Consider the following 24,840-nt stretch of genomic DNA (forward strand, 5'->3'; position numbering starts at 1 on the left):
TTGTGCAGCTTGCCGTCAACTCGCCGTTGGACGGATCGAGGTGGCGGTGGATGGTCTCCTCGGCCAGCGGCCCAAACACCCGGTCCGCGTCGTCCTGGGTCTTGTCGCACGGTCGGCCTCGGCCGGGCTCCAGCCGGTCCGCCCGGTGCGTGCACTCACCCACCGCCTTGCGTACACGTCGTCGCGTCCGGCGAACAGAGCCCGTAGCAGAGTGATCTTCGCCACGGTGCCGGACGAGGGGCCGGCGCACGGAAGCCCGCCGCCAGCACCAAGGACGGGGGCACCGGCATGGGGTCGGCTGCGGCCGACGGCGCGGGGGCCGGGCATGGCGGTTGGCCTAGGCGCGCCCTCAGGCGTGTGTTGTTTGTCTTCAGCAGGGCGAGCTCCGCGTTCTCCTGCAGGGCGGCGTTGAGACATGCGCAGCTCATTGGGGTCGTTGCCATCAGACCAGTCCTCCACGCCCCTCATGATCCAGCCTGCAGGTGGATCGTGCGGTGAGATCCGTCAGGTTCGCTAATATACGTCGGCTGATGCTGAGGGCTCTTGCGCGTCAAGGAGCTGGAGCAGGCGCCTGGCCTCATTGAGGAGGGTTCGGCCGCGGGGCGTCACCCTGACCGGCCGCTTGCGGTGGTTTAACACGGCGAACCCGGCGCCGTCTTCCACCAGGCGAAGGCGCGCGTTGAACGTTGTGCGGGGGATGCCGAGGGCGAGGGCTGCCGAGCGGCGCGTGGGGTATCCCGGCACCAGCACCGCGCTTCGCAGGGCGGTCAGGCTGTTCTGGCGGATGCTGATGCGGCGCATGGCCGGCGAGAGCTTCACTAACAATCCGTCGAACGGATTCGTGTGGATGCGTGGCGGAGGGGTGTGGCCGCTGACGGGGTGCCGGGGGATCTCCCATGCGTCGAGGAGCTTGGTGATGCTGTTGCCGCCGGTGTTGAGTTCCCGTCCGATGTCCGCGGCCGTGCGCCTCTTGACGTAGTACTCGGTCGCGAGCCAGGCGGGGTCGACGGACCGGGCGAGTTCACCGGCGGCGCGGCGCGGCCGGAGCGGGATTTCGGCCTCCCTCAAGGAGTAGCGGACGATATCGGGGCTGCATCCGGCGACTTCGGCGATGTCCTTCTGCTGCATCCCCCGTTCCACATAGAGGTGGCGCAGGCGATCGGGTGCAAGGTCACCTTGCCGGGGAGTGAGGTGCCCCGGCCCTCGGGGTTCGGGCGGTTTCGGGGCGCTGACTCCTCGGCTCTCCAGCAGCAGCCGCAACTGGTGCATCGTCAGGCCGAGCTCGCTGGCCACATCGCCGGCGCTCGGCCCCGGCTGCAGCAGCGCGGCCAGGCGGTCCACGGTGACGTCCAGCGGGGCGACGGGCAGCGCGATCCCGTCGAGCCAGTCGTCGGGCGGCTCCCACCACACCGGCTCCTTGATCTTGCGGGCGGCGAGGATCGCAGCGGCCTGATCAGCGAAGAAAGCACGCAGATCGGGATGCAGCCGGTAGGTGAAGCGGTGAGCCCATGCGGGCGGGTGGTTGCCCCGGTGGGGCTCGGCCCCCAGCAGCAAGCGGCGCACCTGCCAGCGGGCCCGCTCCCGATGTACCGGTGTGAACTGGCGGCTGCCGAAGCTGCGACAGATCTCCCGGTGCCGCCACTCGTCGAGGCACAGATCGACGCTCTCGTCGGCGAACAGGGCCCGACGGCGTGCGTAGTTGATCGGGACTGTATGCGTGTCGACGACGTGCGCGAAGTGCGCCAGCGTGCTGGCGATGTGGTCCTCGTCCACGAAGGCCAGCAGCGCCTCCTGCTGGCTGCGGAAGTGGCTGTTGCCCATGAGCCGGGTGGCTTCCCGGTGCCCGATCGGGCCTGCGGGGATCAGCATCAGGTTCACGCAGGCGCGGCGGATGCCGCCGATACGCGGCTGGTGGGCGGCCTTGGCCGGCAGCAGCCGCAGCGTCCAGGACGCCCAGAGCATCCCGGGCAGCTTCGCCGCCCGCTGGCTCACCTGCGCTTCGGTGAGCGCGGGAGGGGCGGCATCGGGGGTCGCCGTCCGGTAGCGCAGCCGGGCCTTGAGGGTGAGCTGTCCGTCCGAGGCTTTGAGGATCCGCGAGATCACGCGTGGCCCGGCCGGCCTCCAGTTCCCCAGATCCGAGGTCGGGTGATCGCGGGGGATGCCGATGGGCTGCCCGTTGCCGCGGTGCAGCCAGGCGAACAACTTGTCGGAGGCAGGGTGTTCAGGGTCTGTGGCGATGACGGCCAGGGCTGTGCCGACGGCGATGTTGTGCGCGTCATGCACTTCCTGGGTGGCGGCGACCCGGGGTGTGGTCCCGCCGCATTCTTCAAGGACCTGACCGACCACGGGTGGCGCCAGCTCGAGTTGCGCCTGGATGCCGCGCAGGGCCCGGCGGCCCAGGAACGACAGCTCGCCGCCGCGCTGGCGTGCAGCGGGGCCGTGGTGGTCGGCGAGCACGGAGGTGTCCACCGCGTGCTGGGCTGCGAGGACCGCCCCGTTCGTGGGCAGGCGGACCGCTGGTGCGTGGGCGAGGGGGAAGTCGCAGCGGACGTCCTGGCCCCGCTGGATGATCCAGGAGCGGCAGGTTTCCGGCGGCGGCACGACGCGGTGCCGGCCGCGGGTGGCCACGGGCGGGGCGTTGCCGCACTGGGGACACAGGTCGAGCAGCAGCAGGCTGTGCCGGGTGCAGGCGAAAACCCAGCCAAGGCGCCAGCGCACCTGCCACCGTGCCTGCTGCTCGTTCAGGCAGGCCGGGCAGTACCGGGAGGTGTTGCCGTAGTGCCGCCAGGTGGGCGGACACCGCAGGCGCCGTGTGACCGGGTCGATGCGCACGAGGGAGCCGTCGTAGGGCTCCAGGGTCATCGCCCTCAGCTGCCCGGCCCCGATCCCGGTGCGGCGCTGGAGCACCTCGCGTTCGTCCTCGGTCAGGCGGCGGACCATCGTGCGCGCGGACGAGCGCGGCAGACCGAGATAGTCGACGAAGTCCAAGGTGTTGATCCGAAGCCGTTGTGCGTACCGCTCCAGCCAGCTGTCCAGGGCCTCCCCCGGGACCGGTGCCACGGCGATGGGGATGCGCTCCTCACTCCAGCCCGTCATGCCGACTTCCTCCGGTGTCGTGGACCCTGGTTGGGCCGCGTGGTCTTGAGGCCGGCCTTGATCTCGGCTTCCAGTTCCTTGCGGGCCTCCTCGGCCGCGGCATCGTTCTTCACCTGGTTCATCAGCTCCTCGTCCAGGCGCTCGTGCCCGCTGCGGATCGCGCGCAGGCAGCCGCGGTTGATCAGCGACATCAGCGAGGCGAAGTGCCCGGTGGAGCGGGCGAAGAGGTAGTCCGAAAGGTCCTCGGCGAGCATGCCGGGGTGCTTCTCGGCCAGGACCAGTTTCTGCTCGATCGTCTTGAGCAGCTGACGCCACTGCAGGCGGCCCTCGTCGTCATCGACCTGGAAGGGCGCCAGCGTCAGCGCCGTGGTGCGGCGCCCGAACTGGGCGAGCGGGCTCTCCCTCGGCGAGAAGCCCTCGTGGAGGATGCCGCGCTCCTGGACGCCTACCCCGACGTAGATCAGGGTGACAGGGAAGACGTTGGAGAGATACTTGAGCTGGTTGGCCATACGGACCGAGTTGGACTTCGAACCCGCCAGGAAGTGAATGTCGTCGATGATCATGGCGACGGTCTTCATCGACAAGACCGCGTCCACGGCCCGCTCGGCCAGCGTGTCCGCGTCCCCCTTGACGGGCAGCCCGTAGAACCGGCAGATCGCCGCGTTCAGACCGCGGATCTGCGTGTTGCCGCTCAGCGCGATGTAGATGACCGGCACCCGGCGGGCACCGGCCGCCGTGGTGTCCCCGTGCAGGTTCACCTGCCGTTTGAACAGGTCACAGCCGTACGCACGTACCGCCGTGCTCTTACCGAGCCCCGGGTGGGCGTCCACTAGGGCGGCCGGTTTGGTCTTGTTGCCGTCCTGCCGGTTCGCTTCGACGATCTCGCGTAAATCAGCGTGGAGGGCGAGCAGTTGCGGAGTGTCGATGGGGCCGATGTTGGCGTGCCAGACCTCCCGGTTGTCGTTATGCACCGATCGCGCCCGCGGCGACAGCTCAGCGAGCTGGGCCCGGCTCAGCTGCTCCGGCCGGATCCGGTCAGGGCCGTAGACCTCCTGCAGCCATCCGGCCAGCCGGGTCGGACTGTACTGGCGGTCGTCGCCCTCGAACGGCGCGGGGCCGTCGGCCTTACTCAACGGCTCTCCCAGACATCGGCGTAGTACTCATCCTCATCGACCAGGCCCGCAGTCTCCTCGTCTGCCGGGACTGCCTCGCACTCCTCGTCCTCGTCGTCGTCCCCGCCCAGGTCCTCATCCGCAGGCACGACCACCACCTGCAGATCAGGTGCCGTCCTTCGGCCTGTTCCCACGTTTGGCGAGCTGAGCTCCGCCAGACGGCGCACGGAAGGAAGCTCGTCGATCTCGTCGACTCCGGAACCGTCTCCGCCCATCAGGCGCAGACGGTCCTGCGACAAGCGCACCGCCATGCGCCGCTCGGCCCGATCCACGGTCAGCCCGGCACCCCAGCGTTCCAGCAACTCGATCAGGGCGCGTTTGGTGTCCGGGAAACGATGCGTCTTGGCTGCGATCCGGCGTGCGTACTTCAATGCCTCCAAGCTGGCCGGCCCGTTAAGGGCCGGGGCGTGCTCCCAGTCCAGCGTGTGCCACAGGTGAGACTGCCCCGGATCCTGGAAGTAGATCTTCCTGATGTCGGCGCGATCCACGGCGACGGGCCATTTCCCGGCGTGCTCGCCGCGGTGCGGGCTGATCCGATTGCGGTAGTCGTCGAGCCCGTCACCGTTGTAGCGCAGCCCATTCATCTCCACCCCGTAGTGGTGGATGGGGCGCCACTCCTCTTCCAAGAACTCGAACGCGAGCCCCGGCCTGGACGGGATACGCAACGGCCCCGCCCGGTTCACGCCGTGCTCGAACATCTCCAGAGGGCTCAGCTTCAGACCCGGGACCTCCGGAACCGTCAGCCCTCGGTGGTGCCGCCTGTGATAGATCAAGGTGATCCACTCACGGATGATCATCTCAAGCTCGTCCAGGAAGAAGTACGCCTCCTCCTCCACTTTCTCTCCCCGGCTGTGCACGTCTGGCCCCTTGTAGCCGGGAAGCGCCGCCAGAAGCCCCTGGTTCAACGTTTTGAACCACCGCTCCACCGGCTTGTCGGTCGGCGTATAGGGGCGAGCCGGCTGCAGCGAGATGTCGAGCTTCGCGCTGACGCTCGCGATGTGGTTCGAGACGTAGATCCGGCCGTGGTCATAGATGATCGTCTCTGCCGCGACCGCGGGCAGCAGCGGCTGCCCCTGCGCGTCCACCAGCTTCTCCGCGTCGAACACCACCGTGGAAGGAACCCCGTAGTACGGAAGCGGCTCACCCGTTCCAGCAGACGACACCTCCCGCGGTCGGATCGTCTCGAACAGAACACCGGCCACGTCGGTCGACTTCGTCGACACCGGCGTCAGACGCAACCCGGTGATCACCTTGCTGTAGAGGTCCATGGCGACAGTGAGTTCGCACTGCACCCACCGGCAGGTCACCGGCTCCATTGCGAAGACATCCAGGCTGTTGGTGTCCAGCACGACGTACTCACCTGGCCGCGCGGCCCGCAGCTTGCCGAAGACCCCTTGCGGACGGTTCGCGATGGACCGCTTCCCCTTCGTGCTGCCCTGGAACGCGTTCGTCCCCCGACCGAGTTCCTTCAGCAGCGCATAGCCCGTGGTCTGCTTCGGAATGCTCACCTCATCACGGCCGTACTTCTTGGCCAGCCGTTCTTCGATCTCCATCAGCACCAGGCCACGAACCGGGCGGCTGGACTTCTCCAGACTCCCGATCACCGTGCGTGCCATCTCCAACCAGCGCGGATCGGCCCGATCCAGCACGCCTTTGGGCTGGCGCTTGCTCACCAGCCCGGCCGGCCCGTCCCGCTCGACCTTGGACACCCATCGCCGGACCGTCGCTGGGTCGACTCCGAGCTCGGCGGCCTTTGCCCGGTACCGGTGCATCAAAGGCACCTCTGGCGCATAGTCCGGCCGTGGCTCACCCTCCAAAGCCAGCTCGGAAGAACCCAGTTGAAAGCCGAAGCGAACCTCCTGCACATGCCGGAACCGAACGGTGAGCGCATCGTCCTCCGCACTACTGAGGCCGCCCACCAACGCTGCGGCCGCCGGCTCCGCAGGCGAGGTCTCCACCAGGAACTCGGTAGAGGGGTGTGCCAGCAGCACCGACAAGTCGACCTGCCGCCACGTGGGGCGGCCCTCTGCCGACATGTGCTGAAGGAGGATGCGGCGGCCCTCGATCTCCGCGATCGTGAACTGCTCGCCGTCATAGGTGAGTGGCAGACCAGTCCGCAGAGTCGTTGTCCAGGCGTTCACAGTGACCTCCGCGGGACCCAGTCGCCACTCAGCGGGCGGGATAAATCAGTGGTCAGCCGCCCAGACCACACCAGCGCCAAAAGAGCTGGTCGCGCCTCGTGGTCGGGGCGCCCAGCTGCCAGCCGTCGCTCGGCCACACCCAGTCGGTCACCGTCCTGCACGCTTTCCCAAGCACGCTCGATCTCGGCCTCCGGCACCACGCCCGGGCGACGGTAGGCCGCGAGGAACCGGACGTTCTCCAGGACCACCCGGTCCGCCCCGGACCAGATCTCGTACTCCCAACCGTGCCGTTCGACCAGTTCACCCGGCCAGGCCAACGCCTCCGTGATCTTCGGATCCTTGAGCCGATCCGCGGGCTTGACGTTCACCACCCGCACCGCTCCCGACTCCATGATCAGCAGGAAGTCCGGCACGTGCCGCCGTACCCGATCGCCAACCCGAGCGGTCAGGTGGCACGGCTGGGCATGGATTCCCCGCACGGCAGGATCCATGTCGGCCAGGAGCAGCCGTGCCAGCTCCAAGCGGCTCTCATAGACCACGGGCCCGGCCATAGTTGCCGACGCGTACCGCCCTGAGTAGTGCGCCTGGCCGTGGACGGAACGAAACTTCCGCCATGGAACCGACCATGTGAAATCCGCCAAACGCAGATCCTTGAACGGGACCTTGCGCACCGACGCGTCGTTGTAACGCACCGAGGCCATCGGCTGTTTGTACTTCCCGCGGGCCTGGGCTGGACTCGGAATAGCCATAGGGCGGAAGCTAGTTACCGTGCGGAGTCAGTGCGCACAGATCCTTGAAATTGCGCATCGGATGCGCATTTCACGGGTACAGTGCGCACCGGATCGCGGAACCTACAGGAACCTACATCGCCCCGCTCAGCCTGCAGTTCACGTTCGGCGCGCCCCAGCAACCAGGCGTGACGGCGGGCATCGAACTTGACTTCGTCCCGGTAGGTGTCCTCGGCGCTCCACTACTGATCATGAACTCGCCGGTGGTACACAACGTCGCTGAGCATGAGACCGGCACTGCGGCCACACACGCCGAGGGCGAACTTGTAATCCTCTCCCTTGTGAAGGCCGCCGTGACCGACTGCGCGCGCGAGGCGAGTGTCGGTGAGCAACATGCAGTGACCCATCGGCGGCTTGCTCGCCATCGGATCCGGCCAGAACGTCCAGACGTCGCCGGCCTCGTGGCGTCCCACAGGGGTAGGACACATCCAGGTCGTGAGGCTCCCCGACTCGGCGTGCCAGTCAGCGGACCGGCCGGCGACCCAATGCAGCCCCGTGGTGATCGCATGCTCGTTGCGGATGGCCAGCGACGACGGGGGCAGCCGATCGTCGTCGTCCGCGAAGGCAACACGGGGGGCTCGTACGTAGTTCAAGGCCGTGTTGCGCGCGGGCGCGGGGCCCGGGCCCGGGCGTACGACCACGCTCACTCGCGGGTCCTTGACGATGGCCGGCGGGAGCAAGCCCGGGTCGGCCTGCGGCCCGTTGGGAGCGACGATCCATTCCCAGGTCACGTCTTCCTGGGCAAGGAGACTCTCATAAAGCTCTTCCAGAAACGGCAGTCGATTCGGCCGCAGGCCGGTCGGAGTGATCACAGCAACGGCAGGCTCGTTGAGGGGGTGCATAAGGGTGGGACTCCAGAGCGAAAGCATCGGGGCGGGAATGGTTAGGCGACTTGGCCGACGCTCAACACGCTGGACTTGACAGGGAACCGGCATGCATCCTTCGACGGTACACGACGTCCGGCAGCAGCTCCCCTGCCCAACGGCCACAAATCCCAGTGATGTAGGCGTAATCCTCCCCCTTGTGGAGCCCGCCATGTCCGACTGCCCGGGCAAGCGGCGTAGAGGTCAGCAGCATGCAGTGTCCCAGCGGTGGCTTGCTGGCGAGCGGGTCCGGCCAGTAGTCCAACACCTCGCCGGCCGCGAGCGGCCGACGGGGGTTGGGCTCATCCACGTCGAAAGGCTCCCGGATTCGGGGTCCCAGTCGGCCGACCGGCCGGCGACCCAGCCCAATCCGGTGATGATGGCGCGCTCGTTCCGGACCGCCAAGCTGAAAGGGGCGGCGAGCTGATCGTCATCATCCGCGAAGGTGCAGCGGGGCGCCTCGACGTAATTCAGGGCGGTGTTGCGGGCTGGAGCCGGGCCCGGCTCAGGTCTGGCGATCACCTTGACCCGGGGGTCCCTTGTGATCGCCCGCGGGATGCGGTCAGGCTCTGCTCGTGGGCCGTTGGGGGCGACGATCCACTCCCAGGTGACGCCCTCCTGGGCACAGAGGCTCTCGTAGAGCTCCTCGATGAAGGACAGGCGGGTGGGGTGCAAGTCTGTCGGAGTGATGACAGCCGTCTGCGGAGTGGTCAAAGGCACTGGTCCTCCAGTATTGGTTGGCCGAGGTGGTTACGCCGGGCGGGAAACGCCCACAGGCGGGGTAGGGCCCGGGTGGCTCGCCGCGAGATACTGGCCCGGGCGTTGCGACCAGGGTCCGATCACAGACGTGGTGGTGAGCGCGATCAGGTACAGGTGCTGCGGCAAGGCCCGATGGAATGCCTTGAGACGTTCAGCGTCGTGCAGATCATGGGCGGGGGGAGCGGTTGCGAGCACCTGGGCCAGGACGCCGGGTGCCTGAGCACTCGCGCTCTCGGGGGCGCACCAGCGCACGGCGAGCAACTCGCCGGTGTCGTACGGGCACCGCATGGGGGTTATCCCGGGCCCCAGGTTCTGCCACTGCGGCCCCGGATCAACAACGATCAGAGGGAAAAGGCGCCGTTGCGGTAATTTCCGGTCTGGATCTCGTCGGCGATCACGTACTACGCCTCCGTGGTGTGGGCATGTGCGGGCTGTCGTGTCGGGGACAGTGCAGTAAAAGCAGGGGTTGGTCTCGGTCCCGCTCCTCGGGGCCCTGGTGGAGGCGCGTGCGGCCCGGTCCGGTGGGCGCCGGTGCCGCTGTCGTCCTCGGCTGGTTCGGGAGTGCTGCTGCGGCCCGGGGTGGCGAGGTTGAAGCGGAGGATGGCCCACTTGAACAGCACGTAGTAGATCGCCGCGTACGCGGCCGCGATCGGCAGCAGCAGGATCGGACGGGTCGCGATCGGGAAGTTGAGGCCGAAGTCGAGCGCGCCGGCGGAAAACGCAAAGCTGTGTTTGATACCCAGGGCGTTGACGAGGGCGAGGCTGGTCCCGGTGAGTACGGCATGGGTGAGGTACAAGGGCCAGGCCGCGAAGGCAAACAGGAGCTCGATGGGCTCGGTGACCCCGAAGCAGAAGGACATCAGGGCCGCGGTACCCAGGAGTTGGCCGGTTCGCTTGCGCTGCTCGGGCAGAGCGGTGCGCCACATGGCGACTGCCGCAGCCGGCAACGCGCCGCACGCAATCGGGTAGAAGCCCGTGGTGAATGATCCTGCAGCCGGATCACGCGCAACCAGAAATCCAGGGATATCCCCGTGCACACCGTTTGCGTATTCGCCTGCGACGAACCACATGATCGTATTGGGGATCTGGTGCAACCCGGTCAAGAGCAGAACTCGGTTGAGGACGCCGAATACCCCGCCGCCTATGACTGCTTGCGCGGTCAGTTGCTTCGCCAACCAGACGAGGCCGTCGTTGACCGCCGGGAATGCGAGTCCGAGCGCCGCCCCGAGCAGGAGAGCCGCAACGAGGATCGCGGCGTGCGCCGCGAAGGGCGGGAGCCTCCGCGCGGTCAGTCTTCGCCAGAGCATGGCGGTCAGGATCCCGGCCAGGATGCCGGTCAGGGCCCCGTACGGCTGCTGGCTTGGAGGCGTGTCCAGTTTGTCGGAGGGCAGTGGGTTGAGCTGAAGGCACGCGTGACTGATCGCAAGGTAGGCGACGATCGCGGCAAGGGCGGCGTGCGGGTCACGGTCACGCTGCAGTCCGAAGACCGCACCGACAGCGAAGAGCAGAGGGAGATAGCCGAGCACGGCCCCACCCACGGCCGACACGACGGACGCGGCCGGAGAGATCGCGCCGACACCGCCCAGGAGGTCTTTCTGCCCGATGCGCAGGAGCAGTCCGGCTGCGGGCAAGGCGGCGACGGGGAGAGCGAGCCCTTCACCGAGCCTGCGCAGGAATCCCGTCTCGCTATGGGAAGAGCGCGGGGTCCTGCGCCAGCGGCCCCTTGAGCGCTTGCCAGCCGCGTTCGTCTTTCGCAACGATGTCACGCTCATCAGCCGCCGGCCCGCCCAGAAGGGCTCTGACGAACCAGACGGGACAGGGACTGGGCATCGTCGGGGACAGCAGGCACAGATTCCTCCGAAGCGGGGCGGGGCCGCGAGCAGGCGGGTGTCGGAGGCCACGCTGAACGAGCCCGTGAAGGTTCGCAATGCACCATCTCCGTTGGCGGGAACCGTGGCCGGGACAGCGTCAGCCCCAGGAACGGGTCCCGCCCGGTCCGTCCCGCCAGGCGAATTCGCGACATGGTCACCCACAGCAGTCGCAGCAGATGAGGAGCAACGCCCCTGGAGCGGGGGACGGTTCGGTGGAGGGCCGGGCTGACCCCTGATCGGCAGCCTCTCCCCCCTGCTGGGCGCTCGTTGGGGTGCAGCGCACCCCCACGGGCCCAGCGGCCGATCTTCGCGGGGCACTGCGCGATGTTGGTCGGCTGCGGAGGTCAGGACGGGACACACACGGCGGTGGTTGAACCATCCTTCGGTTCAGCCCAGTTGTACGTCCCGCGGGCCGGTCCACCCCTCTCGCACGCCGGGTGTCCCGGTTCTACCGTCCATGCTCATGACCGAGTCACTCACCGGTGCCGTGCACGAGCGGATCATCGAGCCATCCCACTTCCAGCCCGGCGACGATGTCCACATCATCGGGTCCGTCGTCGATGCCCGCCGCTTCGAGCGGCCGCACACGGTCGACCAGGTCCGCGAAGGTAGCGGGACCCACGCCAGCGGGGCGCCTGCGCTCCTCCTGCACGATCGCGGGAGCACGCTGAGAGCACCAGCCCGTTATCTGATCCACTGGAAGAACTGCCCTCAGTGTGCCGGCTTCGAGGCCGAGCTCCGCGAGGAGATCACCACGGCCGACTATGGCGACACGCCGCCCCATGAGGTGATGCTGATGGCGCGCTCCGCTGATGGGCAACTGCTTCACATTTTGGATGTCCTGCGCATTCTGGATGAACTCGGATCCTGATCAGTGCTGAACAAGTACGGGTGCTGAGAACGCGCCTTTGCACCTCTCTGGTGAGGCCCGTGTGAGTGTGCAGCCTTGTTTCGCCTAGGGATGTAGAGTCTGTTGGCTCTGTTCTCGTTCGCCGTGTCCGGCAGCCGGGGGTCAGCCGGTGTACGCCCAGGAGTAGACCGCAAAGCCGACGGCAACGGGGCAGGCCACAACACCCGCCAGGATCAGGCGGCTTGCCCATGACAGACGGCGGATGCCGGGGGCGAACACCAGGGCGGTCAGGGCCGCGGCAGCACCGGCGACGAACGCCACGTACTGCAGGACGAAGGTGCCGGCGTCCGCGCCTGCCGCCTCACCCCAGAGTGCGGCCAAACTCACGAGCACCGTGATCCAGGCCAGCGATGTCAGAGTGAGCGCCCACAGCACTCCTGCCACTGCGACGAGACCCCAGTGCCCAGAGCGCCGTGCGGGCTGAGCAGGGCCGTACAAGCGCGCGTAGGTGCCGGGGTTCGTCATCGATTCCTTCCACGATCGGTATGCACAATCCTCACCGCGCCCGCCCCGCCGCAGCATGGGCGCGGATACTCATCTGCACCGCGGCTCGTACTCAGCCGACACAACCCGGCTCCCGACACCTGGGTCACGTCCGGCACGGCCATCGCCATCGACGGTCTTCAGCTCTCCGCCGGCCCAGAGCGCGGCGGACCCTATCCACGACCCCACGCCGGGCCTACGTGTGCGGGCGGGCCGCGCCTCAGCCGACCGTGCTGGCCAGACGACGCATGATCGTCATGAGTTCATCGGGCGGGGAGATGCTCATCGTCCGGCTTTCCTCGTCGAAGAGCGTGATCGATGTCAGGGTGCCGGCGCGCCGCCAGAAAACCCGGGGGGAGAGGCGTCCGGGGCCATCCTGCCCTCGTCCGGTATCTCGGGGCCGTCGGCGGCTCGTACCGCCTTCGTCCGTACCGACGGCCGGCTCGCCGCCGTCCGAGTCGTCGACGACGATGTCTCCGTCGACTTCCTCGGCCTCGAGCCAACCGGAAGCCCCGGTCTGCCCAGAGCGATCGGGAGCGCGCCGACCCCGGCGACCACGCCGAAAGAGAGTTTCACCAGGTCGAAGAGGGTTTTCGCATCTAGCTTCGCAGTGCTGTCGATCTCCCTGAAGCCCGCCTCCGGCTCCCCAGCCGCAAGCCGGACCAGCAGCGCTGTCTCATGAGACATGCCGAAATCTGGAGAACGACGGTTACCGGACCATCGTGTTCACCGGGCCGTCCCCGTACGTGCAGTTGCGGCGCGGCGCCGACCTGGCACCCGCGTTCCCGGAGATCGCTCGCGCCGCGGCCGAGCTCGGCGTCGAGGTGGTCCTCGACCGTAGTGTAGGCAGAGCCGTCCCCGGCACGCGCCCGGGGCCCGGGGGTGGCAGTGTCCAAGAGGCCGCCGACCTGTGAGGCCAGAACGCTCGTCAGCGTCTGCGACGAGCACGACGGGGCAATCGGGCAGGCGCAGGGCGAGGTACCGGGGCCGGGCGCGAGGACCGGTATAGCCGATGACGCCGGATGACGTCGGCATGACACCGGCGAAGCGGTGGTAGTGGCCGAACGGCACCTGCGGCCGGTCGCCTTCGAACGGCCATAGCGCCGAGGTCCGGAGCGGCTCATTGTTCGTACGCCCCGGCCTCCTCATGCCTAGGATGAGAGGACCGAGTTGTGGTCCCCTGGCCGGCATCCGGCGCGGGAGGTCCAACGGAGGCAGGAGATTCGTCATGGCCGACGCGGTAACACTGGCAGTGTTGGGGAGCGTGGCAGCCACCGAGGGCATCAGGTTCTTGTACGACCAGGCATCCGAAGTGCTCCGAGCCTGGCGGGAACGACGCCGACAGGATGGCGAGGCGGCGGCCGATGCGGCTGAACTCAACGTGCCTGTCGTTCCGTGCGGAGTGCTTGACGCCCCGGCCGGCGACGGCCACGTTGACGCCGCGGTCGTGGCGCGTGAGCACCGCGCCTTGGTCGAGCTGTCCGCTGCCCTGTCCCCTTACGCGCTGGACCAACTCGATGTCGACACCACCGACAGCGAGCTGGCACTGCGCGCCGGCCGACTACGTTCCCTGTTGGAGGCCGTCTACGGGCAGCGGTTCACCTTCCGCGGCGAGGATCGCGAACCGGCCGGGTCCCAAGTCTCCGTGTCCCAGGCGCTCGGTGTGGTCGAGGGGCAGGTGCTCGGCGCCGAGGCAGAGGTCAGCAAGGGCGGTTCTCTGCGGGTCGGTCAGCAGGTCGATACGGTCGCCGAGAAGGGAAAGTTGGAAGGTTTCAAGGGCACCGTCGGCGGGCCCGGGCAGTGATGCCATGACGGAGAGGCACCAGGGGGCAGGGCAGGACCTGTTCTTCCGCGAAACCGTCGACCGGTACGTCAAGGCTCCGCGGTTCGTGCACCGTGACTGGCTGGCCAAGAAGGTGACTGCCGCTCTGGGTCAACCAGACTGCCGCATGGTCCTTCTGACGGGGCAGCCGGGCGTGGGCAAGAGCGGGCTGATGGCCCAACTGGCCGAGAAGAACCCGGACTGGCTGGTCTACTTCATCCGCCGGGACCAGCGTTCGCCGCTGTCCGCCGCGACGGCCCGAGCCATGCTGCTGAGGGTGGGGTTCCAACTCGTGGCACTGCGCCCGGAACTCTTCGACGCCGCCACCGTGCGGGTCGTCGTGGAGCAGCGGATCGGCGAGGTGCTGCGGGAGGGCTCCGCCGCGGCCGCGGACGTGGATCGCGTAATCGGCTCGCCGTTCCATCAGACCGTACTGGAGCTTCGACAGGAGGTGGCCCGCAACGGCGGGGCCGTGACCGGGCTGCGGGTGCGGGAGTGGGTGGCAGACCCCCGGTTGGTCAGCCTCGACGATCTCACCTCCATGGCACTCCTCGATCCAGCGGCGGCGCTTCGCCGGATCGACCCGCACGCGCGGATCGTGATCGTGGTCGACGCGCTGGACGAGGTGCCGTACCAACCCGTGGAAATGACCCTGCTGTCGTGGCTAGCTTCCGTCGATCTACCGGACAACGTCCGGTTGTTGCTCACCTCACGACCGGAACCGCTGCTCGATACGCTGAAGGACCGGAAGGGCGGCCAGCTCGCCCAGCTAAAGTTTCCCAGCACAGACGCGCGCGTGCGCGGCGACCTCACTGAATATGCCCGGCTGATGCTCTCGGAACCGTACGTGACCGAGGCGCTCGACTCGCTGGACGTGGGGGCGGACGAGTTCGTCGGGCGGGCGACGGACAAGGCCGAGGGCAACATCGGCTACCTTGACGCAATTGGTCGCGCGGTGGACCAAGCCGTCGCTGAGTCCGCCACTGACGGGAGCGGGGACCGGACGTCCCTGGCCAGCCTCCTCGCTCTCGACCGACTTCCGAGCGGGTTGGACGACCTGTACGCCTTCTTCCTCCGGCAACTGCGCAACGGACCTGGCACCCTGCTGGTGCGGATCAACGACCCGGGCACTGGCATCTCGGGGCGGGCCAAGGCATGGACCGAGCTGTACCACCCGGTGCTCGAAGTGCTCTCCGTGGCGCTGGAGCCGTTGACGGCCGCGCAGCTCCGTGACCTCACCGGCACCCTGGCCACCGATGTGGACCTCGTGGCGGCCGTGCAGCGTCTGAGTCAGTTCCTCGACCGGACAGGCGGGCGCTACCGCCTCTACCACGCAACCCTCGGGGAATTCCTTCATGCCAACGGCACGCGGCGGAATGCCGACACCGCCGAACTGGCGGTGGACGCGTTGGCCGCGCACCGCCGTCTCGCCGCGCGGCTGCGCGCCGTGGGCGATCTGAAGGTCCCGTCCGAGGCGTCGCAGCGGGGGCCCCTCGGTGACTACGGGTTGCGCTATCTCGCAGTTCACCTCGACGGGGCGGGATGGCACGCCGAGCTCAGAGACCTGCTCGTCGGGGACCGCCACTGGATGGACGCCAAGTTCACACACCTCGGCGGCGACCGCTCCTACGTCGCCGAACTTGACCTAGCCTCCAAACGGTTGACCACTCCACTCGCCCCCGCACGAGCCCTCGGATCGGCTCAGCTGGCGGCGGCACGGTGTGTGGTGAATCAGCGAGTTGCCGTGCTTGAGGATCCCGAGATCCGGCTGCTGGTGGCCCTCGGGCGCGAGGCTGAGGCGCTTGGTCAAGTACGGCTGCGGCCGATGGCGCGGGACCGGCTGGACGGCCTGCTGCTGGTGGACGGCGAACTGCGCCGGAGGGGAAGGGGTGATCCCACCGTCCTGGCCGACGTGGCCGACGACATCGTCGCGCTCGCCCTCGACGACGGGGACAATTCGCTCGTCGAGACGTACGGCAGGCGCAAGACCGAGACCCTGGTGTATCTGGCCTTGGCGCAGGACGCCTGGGGACGCGCGGGCAAGCTGGCCGACGACCTGGAACGCGCGTTGCCGGACATGCGGGGCATTTCGTGGCCCCATTGCCGCGCAACAGCGCTGGCCGAGGTTGCTCGGGCCTATGCGACGCTCGGTCTGGTAGACGAGGCGTGGTCCGCGGTGCGGACCGGTGTCGACCATGCGGAGCGCCCGGAGCTCGTCCCCGCCATCGCCGAGGCGGCCGCCGCCGCGGGAGCGGGCGTCGACTCCCGCGACGTCTATGCGCTGGCAGGCGGAAGCCCACGGGACAGGTGGTTCGCCACTGCCAACAGCAAGCGCAAGATCGCGCTGTGGGCCGCCCTCTTGTCGAGCGGTGCCCTGGATGAAGCCCTGGCTGCGATCGGCAACCTGCAACCCGGGCTAGAGGCAGGGGAGTATGCCGAATGCCTGGGGCGCCTGGCCTCCATACTCGACCGGCACGGACGGTCCGACGAAGCCGGGAAGGTATTCAAACAGGCGCGCCGGGCAGCACGATCCATCGACCCACCCACCCGCCGGGGTTTCGCACTGGGGAAACTCGTCGCACTACTCGTGGACGCTGGCCGAAACCGGGCAGTGTCTCGCGTGCTCGAGGACCTAGAAGAGACCGCGGCAAAGTCCTGGCACGAGCCCGACGTCACCGAACTGTCTCTGGTCTCTGCGCTGCTGACCGCAGGGAAGATCGACGCAGCCGCGCACAGGGCGAAGAGCACGCGGTCCCTTGTCGCCCTCGCAAAGGCGCTGATCAAGGCCGGGCGCATCGACGGCGCGCTGCGCGTGCTGGATCAGTGCGAGGCCGACTATTTGGTCACCACACTGGCATATCGATCCATCGTCGAGGCGGCAGGTCGGCTCGGCGATTTCGAGGCCGCCCGGAGAGCCCTGGCGGCCAACCCCAACGAGGAGGACAGGGAGGCCCTCTGCGGCCTCCTCGCCATCGCTTTAGCCCAGGCCGACCGGCAGCAGGAGGCACGGGAGGTCTACGACACCGAGCTCCGCGCCCCCGAGCACCGCGTACCCGTGCTGCGCGCGATGGTCGAGTCCCGGGCGGCGCGGTCCGACACCGTGGGCGCGTCAGCCGCGTACGCCGAACTCGACGGTGAGCTGCACCTGCGGAGGGATCCCCTTCCGCACCTGTCGGCGCTCCGTGCACTGGCCGCCGCCCTGTACCGGACCGGACATCGGCGCCACGGCCGGGCGGTGCTCAACCACGCCACCACCGAGGCGTCGACGGTGGTGGACATGTTCCGGCGGTACGAGGAACTGCGAGACCTCGCGATCCTGTACGCGGACGCCGGACAGCCGCGGAAGGTGGAACAGATCGCGCGGTCCATCCTTGACTCCCGGGACGACCGACCTCCGACCGGCCAGGGTGAAGAGAAGTCCTTGGCGTGGGTGTTGGAAGCGCGCGCCGAGGCGGTTCGCGACATTACCGAAGCCCTGGCAGATCGGCGTCGGTTCGACCTGGCCCGCACTGTCGGATTGAAGATCAAGGACGAGTTCTACTGCCGGAACTGCATCGAGTTGAGACGTCAGGCACTCGCCTGCGTCGCCAGCACCCGGGTGGGAGAGCGGACGCCTCCGCCGGTTGTCCCGTTCGCCCCCCGGGCAACTCAGGCAGAGGCGTCCCGACCGTGCGCCGATCTTCGCGCCTTGGAGGCGTCTGGCCCCGACGAACTCATCAGGGATATCGCCGACCGGAGCGTCGCTTTCGAGGCGGTCGAGCCGAACTTAGTGGTCAAGGCTCTCAAGGAGGCGATGCGGATCAGCGGATGGGTGCGAGCGGACTGGCGTCACGTGCACGATCTCCTGTCGGACCTGTAGAGCCGGCCACCGTCCACAGCTTCTTAAGGCCAGAGAAGAGCGTTAAAGGATAGCGATCTGCATCGACCTCACTAGGGCCTGTCCGGCGGATCTTGTGACTGCCTCAGCCTTGGTTCGTTGTCATGGGCATGGGGCGGTGGGATCTAACGAACGAAGAGTGGGCCCGGCTGAAGCTGCATCTGCCGAAGTCCGGGCAACGGGGCGGTCGTTGGGAGAGTCACCGCAGGGTGATCAACGGGGTTCTGTTCCGGCAGCGCACCGGGGTGCCGTGGCGGGACCTGCCTGCGCGTTTCGGCAGGTGGAAGACGGTGCATGAACGGCATCGGCGCTGTCGGCGGACGGCACCTGGGACAAACTCTTCGCGGCGGTCCTGGCCGACTCCGACGCGGAAGGCCGCATCGACTGGTCGATGGTGAGCGTGGACTCCACCTCCTGCCGCGCTCACCAGCACGCCGCCGGGGCCCACAAGAAGTCTCCGCGGCTTCCGGGAAAAGACGCACGCCCCGCCAGCACCGCCCCGATGAGGGACTCGGACGCTCCCGGGGCGGCCTGACCTGCAAAATCCACCTCGCCGGAGAAGGCGGCCGTCGGCCCCTCGCGTTCCTGATCACGCCCGGCCAGTGGGGCGACGCACCCCAGTTGATCCCGGTCATGGAACGTGTTCGTGTCGCACGCCTCGATGGCGGACGCGCCCGCACCCGGCCTGGTCATCTCGGTGGCGATAAGGCGTACTCCTCCCGCCGCAACCGCCGCTACCTGCGACGACGCCAGATCAAGCACACCATCCCCGAGCCGAAGAACCAGCGGGCCAACCGCCAACGCAGAGGCAGTAAAAGTGGCAGGCCCGCCGGCTTCGACAAGACGATCTACAAGCGGAGGAACGAAGTCGAGCGAACGATCAACGCGCTCAAGAATTTCCGGGCCGTCGCGACGAGATACGACAAGCGGGCCTACATCTTCCACGGCACCGTCACCGTGGCCTCGATCCGGCTGTGGCTCCGCCCGTGACCTGCTGAGCTACTGATCGAGGTCGTAATCGAACCAGATCCGGTGCGTGCCGTCCGGGTCGATCGCAATGCCTCCGGTCCCGGTGATCCCGGCCAGCTCGCCCGTTCCGCTGCCCGGAACGATGACGACGAAGAACCGCCCTGCCTGGATCCGCCCGACATCGTTGCGGAGTGCGCGAAGTTGAAGGTGCCCGCCCGGCTGTGCAATGCCCCCTCAAAGGACTCCATGGCGACATAGGTGCCCGTGTTGGTGGACTGGTCGAACGCGGAGGTGAACAGCGTGGCCGACCGCCCGACAACCTCTCCTTCGAACTGCTTGTCCATCGTGGCGACACCAACGGACACCGCGGTCTCGATCGCCGGGCTTGGCACCGGGGCGGGCGTGAAGTCCACAACTTTGAATGTCCCTGAAGCTCGCATCCCCGGAGCCTACTTCGCACCACCGACATCGACGGTGGCCAGACCGCTCATGATCCGCCGGACAGACCCTAGGGCGGGGCCAGCCGCGAGCCCCGCCCGGGAAACGCATTCCGCTGGAGGCGGCAACTCGGTTGCGCCGCACCGGTTGCCGCCCCGGCCCAGCGAGCCGCTGACGGGCTGTGTCAGACGGTTCGGGTGCCCACCAGCTGGTCGCCGGGAATCCCGGCCTTGTCCGGTGCGTAGTAGTCCTCGATGCCGGCGGCCCACGTGGCCACGGTGATGCGGTCCTCGGCGTCCGGCCCGAAGGCGTCGAAGAGCGCGTGGATGTTCGCTTCCTCGAAGCCGATCGCCGTCATCAGCGACACGAAGAGGGAGCGCTCGATCAGGCCGTCCCCATCGGGATCGCCGAGGGCGGAGAGTGCCTGGGCGAACTCAGTGATCGTGGGGCCGAAACGCTCGGGGTCGAGTACGAACGGACGGAACTCTTCCACGGTGATCACACCGTCGCCGTTGGCGTCCAGTTCAGTGGCGAGTGTCGTCCAGTAGCGGCGGAACGCGGCCTGGATGGCGGCTCGGGCGCCGTCGTCCGACGCGGTCGCCGCCTTCAGAACACGGCCCGTCATGAGGTCGAAGTCGCCGGAGTCGATGACTCCGTTGCCGTTGGCGTCGAAGAGAGAGAAGACCAGTTCCACACGCTTGGCGGCCTCAGTTCGCAAATTTCTCACCTGTCTCCTGCGACCCGATGATTCCGGGCCTGCCCAATGGGTGCCTCTACCTGACCGAGTGGGGGACACACGCCCAGCCCGGCGCGTATAGGGGCCATGGCCATGGAACCGCCACGAAGGGCCGCGGACTCGGCGATCTTCGCTTGTGGTGACAGAAGGACTGTTGAATGAGCGTGTATGACAGATCAGATGCCTCGCCTGTGACAACCAGGCTGCTTCAACCGATCCCGCTCGTCGGCTCATATGACCACGCTGACGACAACTCCTGAGCGCTGGCTTACGCCCATCGACAGCGACGTCCTGGACCCCCGACCACGGCAACGTCCTTGGCCCCAAAGACCTGTTCACCCGGGCCGTCGACGTCGCCCTCGCCGCCGACGAGCGGCCGCCGACTGGGCGAGCCGGCTCCACTTCGTCGCACGAGCGCGTCAGGCGCTTCGCGGAGCCCAGGTCTTCCGCGACGGGTTGTCGGCCGCCGACCAGGGAACCTTCGCGCAGGAGGTGTATCCCGACAGGAAGAGGGAGGTGGTCGAGTCGTTCCACGCCAGGTCGAATTGGTCACCGGTCGCCGGGTCCTGGACGCGGAAGCCGAACTCGACCCAGTCCTTGCCCCGGCGGTTACCGTCGTGGGTGAGGGTCCAGCCCGCCGAGGTGAACTTCCGGCGCAGGCGAGCCTCCGTGGCACGGGCGACATCGGCCGGGATGTCCTCGACCGTCCACCTGAGCTCGAAGGTGACGACGTCAGGCAGAGTCTTCTCAACGCTGAGGCCGCCCGCATAGCAGCTGTGGCCGGGGACCACTTGGACGGGCGTCACCGCCTCATGGGGTGGCAGGGCCATGCCGTCGTACGCCCACTGCGCGCGGTCCGTCAGACGCTGGGAGAGCGTCGCAGGGTCGGCGGAGGGATACTCCCGCTCCAGCATGGAGCAGCCCGAGGTCGTCAGGGCGGCGAGCAGCAGGGCCAGGAGCGCGGTGGTCTTCCTCATGGATGGACCATACGAACGAGGCGGCGCAGGCCGCATGAGCACGGGTACTCAATTCGCAGGAGGGAACCAGGGGCCCGCGCCACACCCGAACTCCGCGCCAAAGGCCAGGCCGACTCCGAGGGCAACGCCGCGACCCAGGCCGAGCGCAAGACCAGCGCTGGCCTTGGGCGGGGACCCCTATCCCTCTACTCCGGACTCAATTCACCCCGCAACAGCGGGTACCGAAGCCCGCTCTCCGATGCTTGCTGTGCCTCATGCGCGCGTGCGTCACATCCGTCCCAGCGCCGTCGTCGAACGCCGGTGCGGGGGAGAGGGGCCTTGTCCGTCAACTGTCCGAGCCGACCCTTACGATCACGCCGTGACCACGCAATCGCCCTTGGCCCCCTTCGTCCTCGACGAGGCCGACGCAACGCAGACCTCGCACTGCCTGATGCTCTTCGAGGGCGACATGGAACAAGTAGAGGCGGTGTTCGAGGAGCACGACGCCGAAGGGAACGGGCACGGCTGGGAGGGCTTGGCCGAATCGCTGGTCCATACGCAGATGCCCGAACTTGCCGACCGACTGGACTTCGGCTCCGAGTCCGGCACCTTCGTCGTCACCAGCGACGACATCACCGCGCTCAGGCAGCTGGGGGACGTGCTCCACGGCGCATTCCACGACCGCGAGCTCCTCGCACGCCACATCCAAGGTGCTGACCCGATCTTCCTGCCGCGCTGACGGGCCGCGCAGGTCGTAGGCGACAAGCGGCGCGGCCACAGGTGCCACAGGCTCTCGGCTACTGGCCCGAAAGGACCCCGCGTGTCGAGAGCCCTCGGGGGTCGCCTCCGTCAGTGAAGAGGGCCGAGCGCGCCTTCGCGGAACTGCCGGAAGGTATGCCAGCCCAACCGCTTTCGTGGAGTGATGAGCTCTCCTTCTGCGCAGTCAAGGACCTTGCAGCCCAGGGCTTCGGCAAGGCGAAAGACCGCTACGAGCACCTCGTCGCCAGAGCCACGGATGTGGAGCATGATCGAGTCCACGGGGTCCGCGGAGCCGATGTTGAGTTCCATGGCCCAGGCGGGGCGGAGGAGTTCTCCCCAGGAGGGGTCTGAGAAGTCGACGTCTGGGACGGCCTGAGTCACGGCCGCGAGGACGTCGTGTCGGCGGCCGAGTGGTGCCGGGCTGAAGTCGTCGGGGATCTGCCGCACAGAGGTGACCTCGTCGGGCAGGCGGAGGAGAAGCACGTCCCAGCTCATGGAGGCCTTCCGAGTAGCGCTCAAATAGTGCTTGCTGTAGGTCAGATCAGGCTGAGCACTTCTCCGGGAGGCGGCGGCAGGAGTACGTTCCGCAGGCGGCGGATGTTCGCGCGCCAGGGGCCGCCGCCATCCGATTGTGCCCATAGGTCCACCAGCTCGGACGGCTCGGTCGTGATGCGGTCGAGGGCCTGAAGGGCGAGTTGCCGAAGGCCAGTGAGATCGGGGAGGGGCTCCTCCGGTCCGTAAACCGGATCGGCAGGCTCACCCTGGGGGCATTGCGCGGCGACGAGGGCGGCCGCGGCTACGGCTTGCTCGGATTCGGGTGCTTCGAGGTATCCCGCGATGTCGATCACACGTGTGAGAGCGCCGCGGACGATGCCCCCGCGTTCGTCCCCGGCCGCCTCATCAAGGTCGCTGCCAAAGTCCGCTGCGGTGTCGTTGTCGAAGGGGCCGACGTCCCAGGTGCCCATGGTCTCTCCTACCTCGTGGTCCGACTGGGGCATCCTGGCAGGAGCCTCTGACAACGCCCCGCCTACGGCGAGGGCGGCGTGATCAATCGCGATGACTTCTGATGTCACGCCTCGGCGATCAGCTTCTGGGCGGTCTCAGCGGGGGACCTCCGCGATAATCCATGGTTTCCTGAATTCAGGAGTCTGTGTACTGTCATGGGGTGCTGACTCTCGCCCGTGACATCGAGGTGCTGGCCCGTTTCGGCCGCGCGCTCGCCGACCCGATCCGCTGCCGCGTCCTGCTCGCCCTGCGCGACGCCCCCGCCTACCCCGCCGATCTCGCCGACACGATCGGCGTCTCCCGTACCCGGTTGTCGAACCACCTGGCGTGCCTGCGCGACTGTGGCCTGGTCGTAGCGGTGCCGGACGGCCGGCGGACTCGATACGAGCTGGCCGACGAGCGTCTGGGCCACGCGCTGGACGATCTGCGCACCGCCGTGGTCGCCGTGGAGGCGGACAGGACGTGCCCGGACGCCGAGACGAAGGGCTGCTGCTGAGATGACCGCGATACCCCTCGGTCCGACCCCGACCCCGACCCCGACCTCGGCCCGTCGCGAGGTACTCGCCAGGCGCATACGACTGCTGGTCGGCGCGACCATCACCTACAACGTCATCGAAGCCGTCGTCGCCCTCACCGCAGGGACGATCGCCTCCTCCACCGCCCTGATCGGCTTCGGCCTGGACTCCGTCATCGAGGTCTCCTCCGCCGCGGCGGTCGCCTGGCAATTCTCCGCCCGCGAGCACGCGGTGCGCGAAGCCCGCGAGAAGACCACGCTGCGGATCATCGCCGTCTCGTTCTTCGCGCTCGCCGCGTACGTCGGCATCGACGCCGTGCGCGCGCTGACCGGCACCGGCGAAGCCGACCGCTCGATCGTCGGCATCGTCATCGCGGCCCTCTCGCTGGCGGTGATGCCGTTCCTGTCCGCCGCCCAGCGCCGGGCCGGCCGCGAACTCGGCTCCGCCAGCGCCGTCGCGGACTCCAAGCAGACCCTGCTCTGCACCTACCTCTCCGCCGTGCTCCTGGTCGGCCTCGTCCTCAACGCGACCCTGAGCTGGACCTGGGCCGACCCGATCGCCGCTCTGGTGATCGCCGTCATCGCGGTGAAGGAAGGCTGCGCCGCCTGGCAGGGCAAGGGCTGCTGCGCGGCCCCCGCGACGACGACCGCCCCGGCCGACGACCCCTGCGGCTGCCGCCCCGGATGCGAGTGCTGCACTTGAGTCGACAGATGCCGGGGCGAGCTGTTCAGCTGTCCTCGACTCGGTCGGCCTGGGCTCTGTCAACTCCGGCTCGACCGCCGCGCAATGGCCTCCAGCAACTCGTCCAGCGCCGCCTCGCGTGTCCGGTCCGTGGGTCGGGCCAGCCCTACCCGGCTCGGTGAGACCCCGCGAACTCGACGGAACACCACGTCCGGGTGGGAGTAGAAACGGACCGTCGACGCCGGGGCCAGTGCTACGCAGCCGGCAGCAACCGCGCCGAGCCACTCGTCGGGCCGGCTGGTGACGGCGCCGACCCGGACTGGGTGCCCCTCCCGCTCCTCCGTCGCCAGCCAGTGTTCCCTCCAGGCCCCGGTCTCGGCTCCGGCCGCGACGAAGGGCTCGTCCCACAACTCCCGGAACTCCACCGTCCCGCTGTTCGCCAGCGGGTGTCGAGCCGGCAGCAGCACCCCACGCTCCTCGACGAACAACTCCCGCACGTTCAGCTCCTCCTGCCCCGGAAACGGCAGACGCACCACTGCCGCGTCCGCTTCGCCCCGGGCCAGGCCGGCACTCGGGTCCGACCAGTCGAACTGACGCAGTTCCACCCGCCACTCCGGGTGTGCCTGGCGGAACCCGGCGATGACCTCGTGGACGGCGCCCACGGCCCCCGCGTCCAGAAAGCCGAGGCGCAGCAGCCGCGCCGCCCGGCCGGTTGCCCGTAGCGCCTCGTCCCAGCCGTCCAACAGGGCGGGCACCCGCGCGGCCAGCTCCCGACCGGCCTCGGTCAGCGCCATCCCGGACCGCGAACGTACGAAGAGCGGTACCCCGAGATCGTCCTCCAAGCGCCGAATCTGCTTGGTCAGTGCGGGCTGCGAGACGAACAGTTCTCGCGCCGCCCCGGTCAGGCTGCCCTCCTCCGCTACCGCGGCGAAGTACCGCAGCAGGCGCGTGTCCACGTCCATGCCGCCAGGTTATAGAAGCAGGTATTGGACGGTGCCG

General features: G+C 68.2%; 22 protein-coding genes and 2 pseudogenes. 7 read left to right on the plus strand and 17 right to left on the minus strand.

Annotation, left to right across the window (positions count from 1 at the left end; translation table 11 throughout):
* Positions 1-15: 15 nt before the first annotated feature.
* The 8 genes from IG54_RS43800 to IG54_RS0121265 form a co-directional block, all read right to left on the minus strand.
* Positions 16-468 (minus strand): TOTE conflict system archaeo-eukaryotic primase domain-containing protein, encoded by a 453-nt coding sequence (locus tag IG54_RS43800; protein WP_420712269.1) that lies wholly within the window; start codon positions 466-468, stop codon positions 16-18.
* 45 nt (positions 469-513) lie between these two features.
* On the minus strand, positions 514-3,096 hold the full coding sequence (locus tag IG54_RS0121230) for a TniQ family protein (protein ID WP_030786615.1): 2,583 nt from the start codon (positions 3,094-3,096) through the stop codon (positions 514-516).
* Positions 3,093-4,229 carry an AAA family ATPase gene (locus tag IG54_RS0121235; protein WP_030786617.1) on the minus strand — a complete coding sequence of 379 codons (1,137 nt, stop codon included), beginning with the start codon at positions 4,227-4,229 and terminating at the stop codon, positions 3,093-3,095. Before IG54_RS0121235 ends, IG54_RS0121230 begins: the two co-directional genes overlap by 4 nt.
* On the minus strand, positions 4,226-6,409 hold the full coding sequence (locus tag IG54_RS0121240; RefSeq protein WP_030786620.1) for a DDE-type integrase/transposase/recombinase: 2,184 nt from the start codon (positions 6,407-6,409) through the stop codon (positions 4,226-4,228). Before IG54_RS0121240 ends, IG54_RS0121235 begins: the two co-directional genes overlap by 4 nt.
* Positions 6,406-7,110 (minus strand): TnsA-like heteromeric transposase endonuclease subunit, encoded by a 705-nt coding sequence (locus IG54_RS0121245; protein ID WP_106977057.1) that lies wholly within the window; start codon positions 7,108-7,110, stop codon positions 6,406-6,408. The genes IG54_RS0121240 and IG54_RS0121245 overlap by 4 nt, the downstream gene beginning before the upstream one ends.
* Before the next feature lie 269 nt (positions 7,111-7,379).
* A complete protein-coding gene (locus IG54_RS38090) occupies positions 7,380-8,009 on the minus strand; it encodes a glycosyltransferase family 2 protein (protein WP_234336285.1) in 630 nt (209 codons plus the stop codon).
* 255 nt (positions 8,010-8,264) lie between these two features.
* Positions 8,265-8,780 carry a glycosyltransferase family 2 protein gene (locus tag IG54_RS38095; protein ID WP_234336287.1) on the minus strand — a complete coding sequence of 172 codons (516 nt, stop codon included), beginning with the start codon at positions 8,778-8,780 and terminating at the stop codon, positions 8,265-8,267.
* Positions 8,781-9,220: 440 nt separating this feature from the next.
* On the minus strand, positions 9,221-10,591 hold the full coding sequence (locus IG54_RS0121265; RefSeq protein WP_267883658.1) for a PTS transporter subunit EIIC: 1,371 nt from the start codon (positions 10,589-10,591) through the stop codon (positions 9,221-9,223).
* A gap of 562 nt (positions 10,592-11,153) precedes the next feature.
* Here IG54_RS0121265 and IG54_RS0121270 point away from each other — a divergent pair.
* Entirely contained in the window at positions 11,154-11,561 is a 408-nt protein-coding gene (locus IG54_RS0121270; protein WP_030786629.1) for a hypothetical protein, read from the plus strand.
* Positions 11,562-11,702: 141 nt separating this feature from the next.
* Here the strand turns inward: IG54_RS0121270 and IG54_RS38105 are convergent, their stop codons facing one another.
* Together IG54_RS38105 and IG54_RS0121280 are read right to left on the minus strand one after the other, a co-directional pair.
* A complete protein-coding gene (locus IG54_RS38105; protein WP_030786632.1) occupies positions 11,703-12,065 on the minus strand; it encodes a hypothetical protein in 363 nt (120 codons plus the stop codon).
* Positions 12,066-12,404: 339 nt separating this feature from the next.
* A complete protein-coding gene (locus IG54_RS0121280; protein WP_030786635.1) occupies positions 12,405-12,770 on the minus strand; it encodes a hypothetical protein in 366 nt (121 codons plus the stop codon).
* Between the two features lie 541 nt (positions 12,771-13,311).
* Here IG54_RS0121280 and IG54_RS42095 point away from each other — a divergent pair.
* The 3 genes and pseudogenes from IG54_RS42095 (at position 13,312) to IG54_RS40395 (ending at position 18,772) form a co-directional block, all read left to right on the plus strand.
* The gene (locus IG54_RS42095) at positions 13,312-13,887 is read left to right on the plus strand and encodes a hypothetical protein (RefSeq protein WP_030786641.1); all 576 of its coding nucleotides are present in this window, start codon (positions 13,312-13,314) and stop codon (positions 13,885-13,887) included.
* Positions 13,888-13,891: 4 nt separating this feature from the next.
* Positions 13,892-17,764, plus strand: coding sequence for an AAA family ATPase (locus tag IG54_RS0121295; protein WP_030786643.1), 3,873 nt, complete (start codon positions 13,892-13,894; stop codon positions 17,762-17,764).
* 128 nt (positions 17,765-17,892) lie between these two features.
* Positions 17,893-18,772 (plus strand): annotated as a pseudogene (locus tag IG54_RS40395) (IS5 family transposase).
* A 9-nt stretch (positions 18,773-18,781) separates the two neighbouring features.
* Here IG54_RS40395 and IG54_RS43595 read toward each other — a convergent pair.
* The 4 genes and pseudogenes from IG54_RS43595 to IG54_RS0121310 form a co-directional block, all read right to left on the minus strand.
* Complete coding sequence (locus IG54_RS43595; protein ID WP_324615422.1) at positions 18,782-18,979, minus strand: DUF3224 domain-containing protein; 198 nt, start codon at positions 18,977-18,979, stop codon at positions 18,782-18,784.
* Positions 18,973-19,191, minus strand: a pseudogene (locus IG54_RS43600) (DUF3224 domain-containing protein); the annotation flags it as partial. The pseudogene IG54_RS43600 and the gene IG54_RS43595, both read right to left, overlap by 7 nt.
* Before the next feature lie 182 nt (positions 19,192-19,373).
* Positions 19,374-19,907, minus strand: a complete 534-nt coding sequence (locus IG54_RS0121305; RefSeq protein WP_030786647.1) for an EF-hand domain-containing protein — start codon at positions 19,905-19,907, stop codon at positions 19,374-19,376.
* Positions 19,908-20,344: 437 nt separating this feature from the next.
* Entirely contained in the window at positions 20,345-20,902 is a 558-nt protein-coding gene (locus IG54_RS0121310) for a hypothetical protein (RefSeq protein ID WP_030786649.1), read from the minus strand.
* 358 nt (positions 20,903-21,260) lie between these two features.
* Here IG54_RS0121310 and IG54_RS42100 point away from each other — a divergent pair, with 358 nt between their 5' ends.
* Complete coding sequence (locus IG54_RS42100; RefSeq protein ID WP_030786651.1) at positions 21,261-21,620, plus strand: immunity 51 family protein; 360 nt, start codon at positions 21,261-21,263, stop codon at positions 21,618-21,620.
* 110 nt (positions 21,621-21,730) lie between these two features.
* Here IG54_RS42100 and IG54_RS0121320 read toward each other — a convergent pair whose 3' ends face one another.
* Both IG54_RS0121320 and IG54_RS0121325 read right to left on the minus strand, forming a co-directional pair.
* Positions 21,731-22,135, minus strand: coding sequence for a hypothetical protein (locus tag IG54_RS0121320; RefSeq protein ID WP_030786653.1), 405 nt, complete (start codon positions 22,133-22,135; stop codon positions 21,731-21,733).
* Between the two features lie 41 nt (positions 22,136-22,176).
* A complete protein-coding gene (locus IG54_RS0121325) occupies positions 22,177-22,605 on the minus strand; it encodes a DUF4259 domain-containing protein (RefSeq protein ID WP_030786656.1) in 429 nt (142 codons plus the stop codon).
* A 200-nt stretch (positions 22,606-22,805) separates the two neighbouring features.
* Here IG54_RS0121325 and IG54_RS0121330 point away from each other — a divergent pair, with 200 nt between their 5' ends.
* Positions 22,806-23,141 (plus strand): ArsR/SmtB family transcription factor, encoded by a 336-nt coding sequence (locus tag IG54_RS0121330; RefSeq protein ID WP_030786661.1) that lies wholly within the window; start codon positions 22,806-22,808, stop codon positions 23,139-23,141.
* 1 nt (position 23,142) lies between these two features.
* Entirely contained in the window at positions 23,143-23,862 is a 720-nt protein-coding gene (locus tag IG54_RS0121335; protein WP_030786664.1) for a cation transporter, read from the plus strand.
* Positions 23,863-23,921: 59 nt separating this feature from the next.
* Here IG54_RS0121335 and IG54_RS0121340 read toward each other — a convergent pair whose 3' ends face one another.
* A complete protein-coding gene (locus IG54_RS0121340; RefSeq protein WP_030786667.1) occupies positions 23,922-24,803 on the minus strand; it encodes a LysR family transcriptional regulator in 882 nt (293 codons plus the stop codon).
* Positions 24,804-24,840 lie beyond the last annotated feature (37 nt).

The organism is Streptomyces sp. NRRL S-920, from assembly GCF_000717945.1.
Classification (GTDB): domain Bacteria; phylum Actinomycetota; class Actinomycetes; order Streptomycetales; family Streptomycetaceae; genus Streptomyces; species Streptomyces alboniger.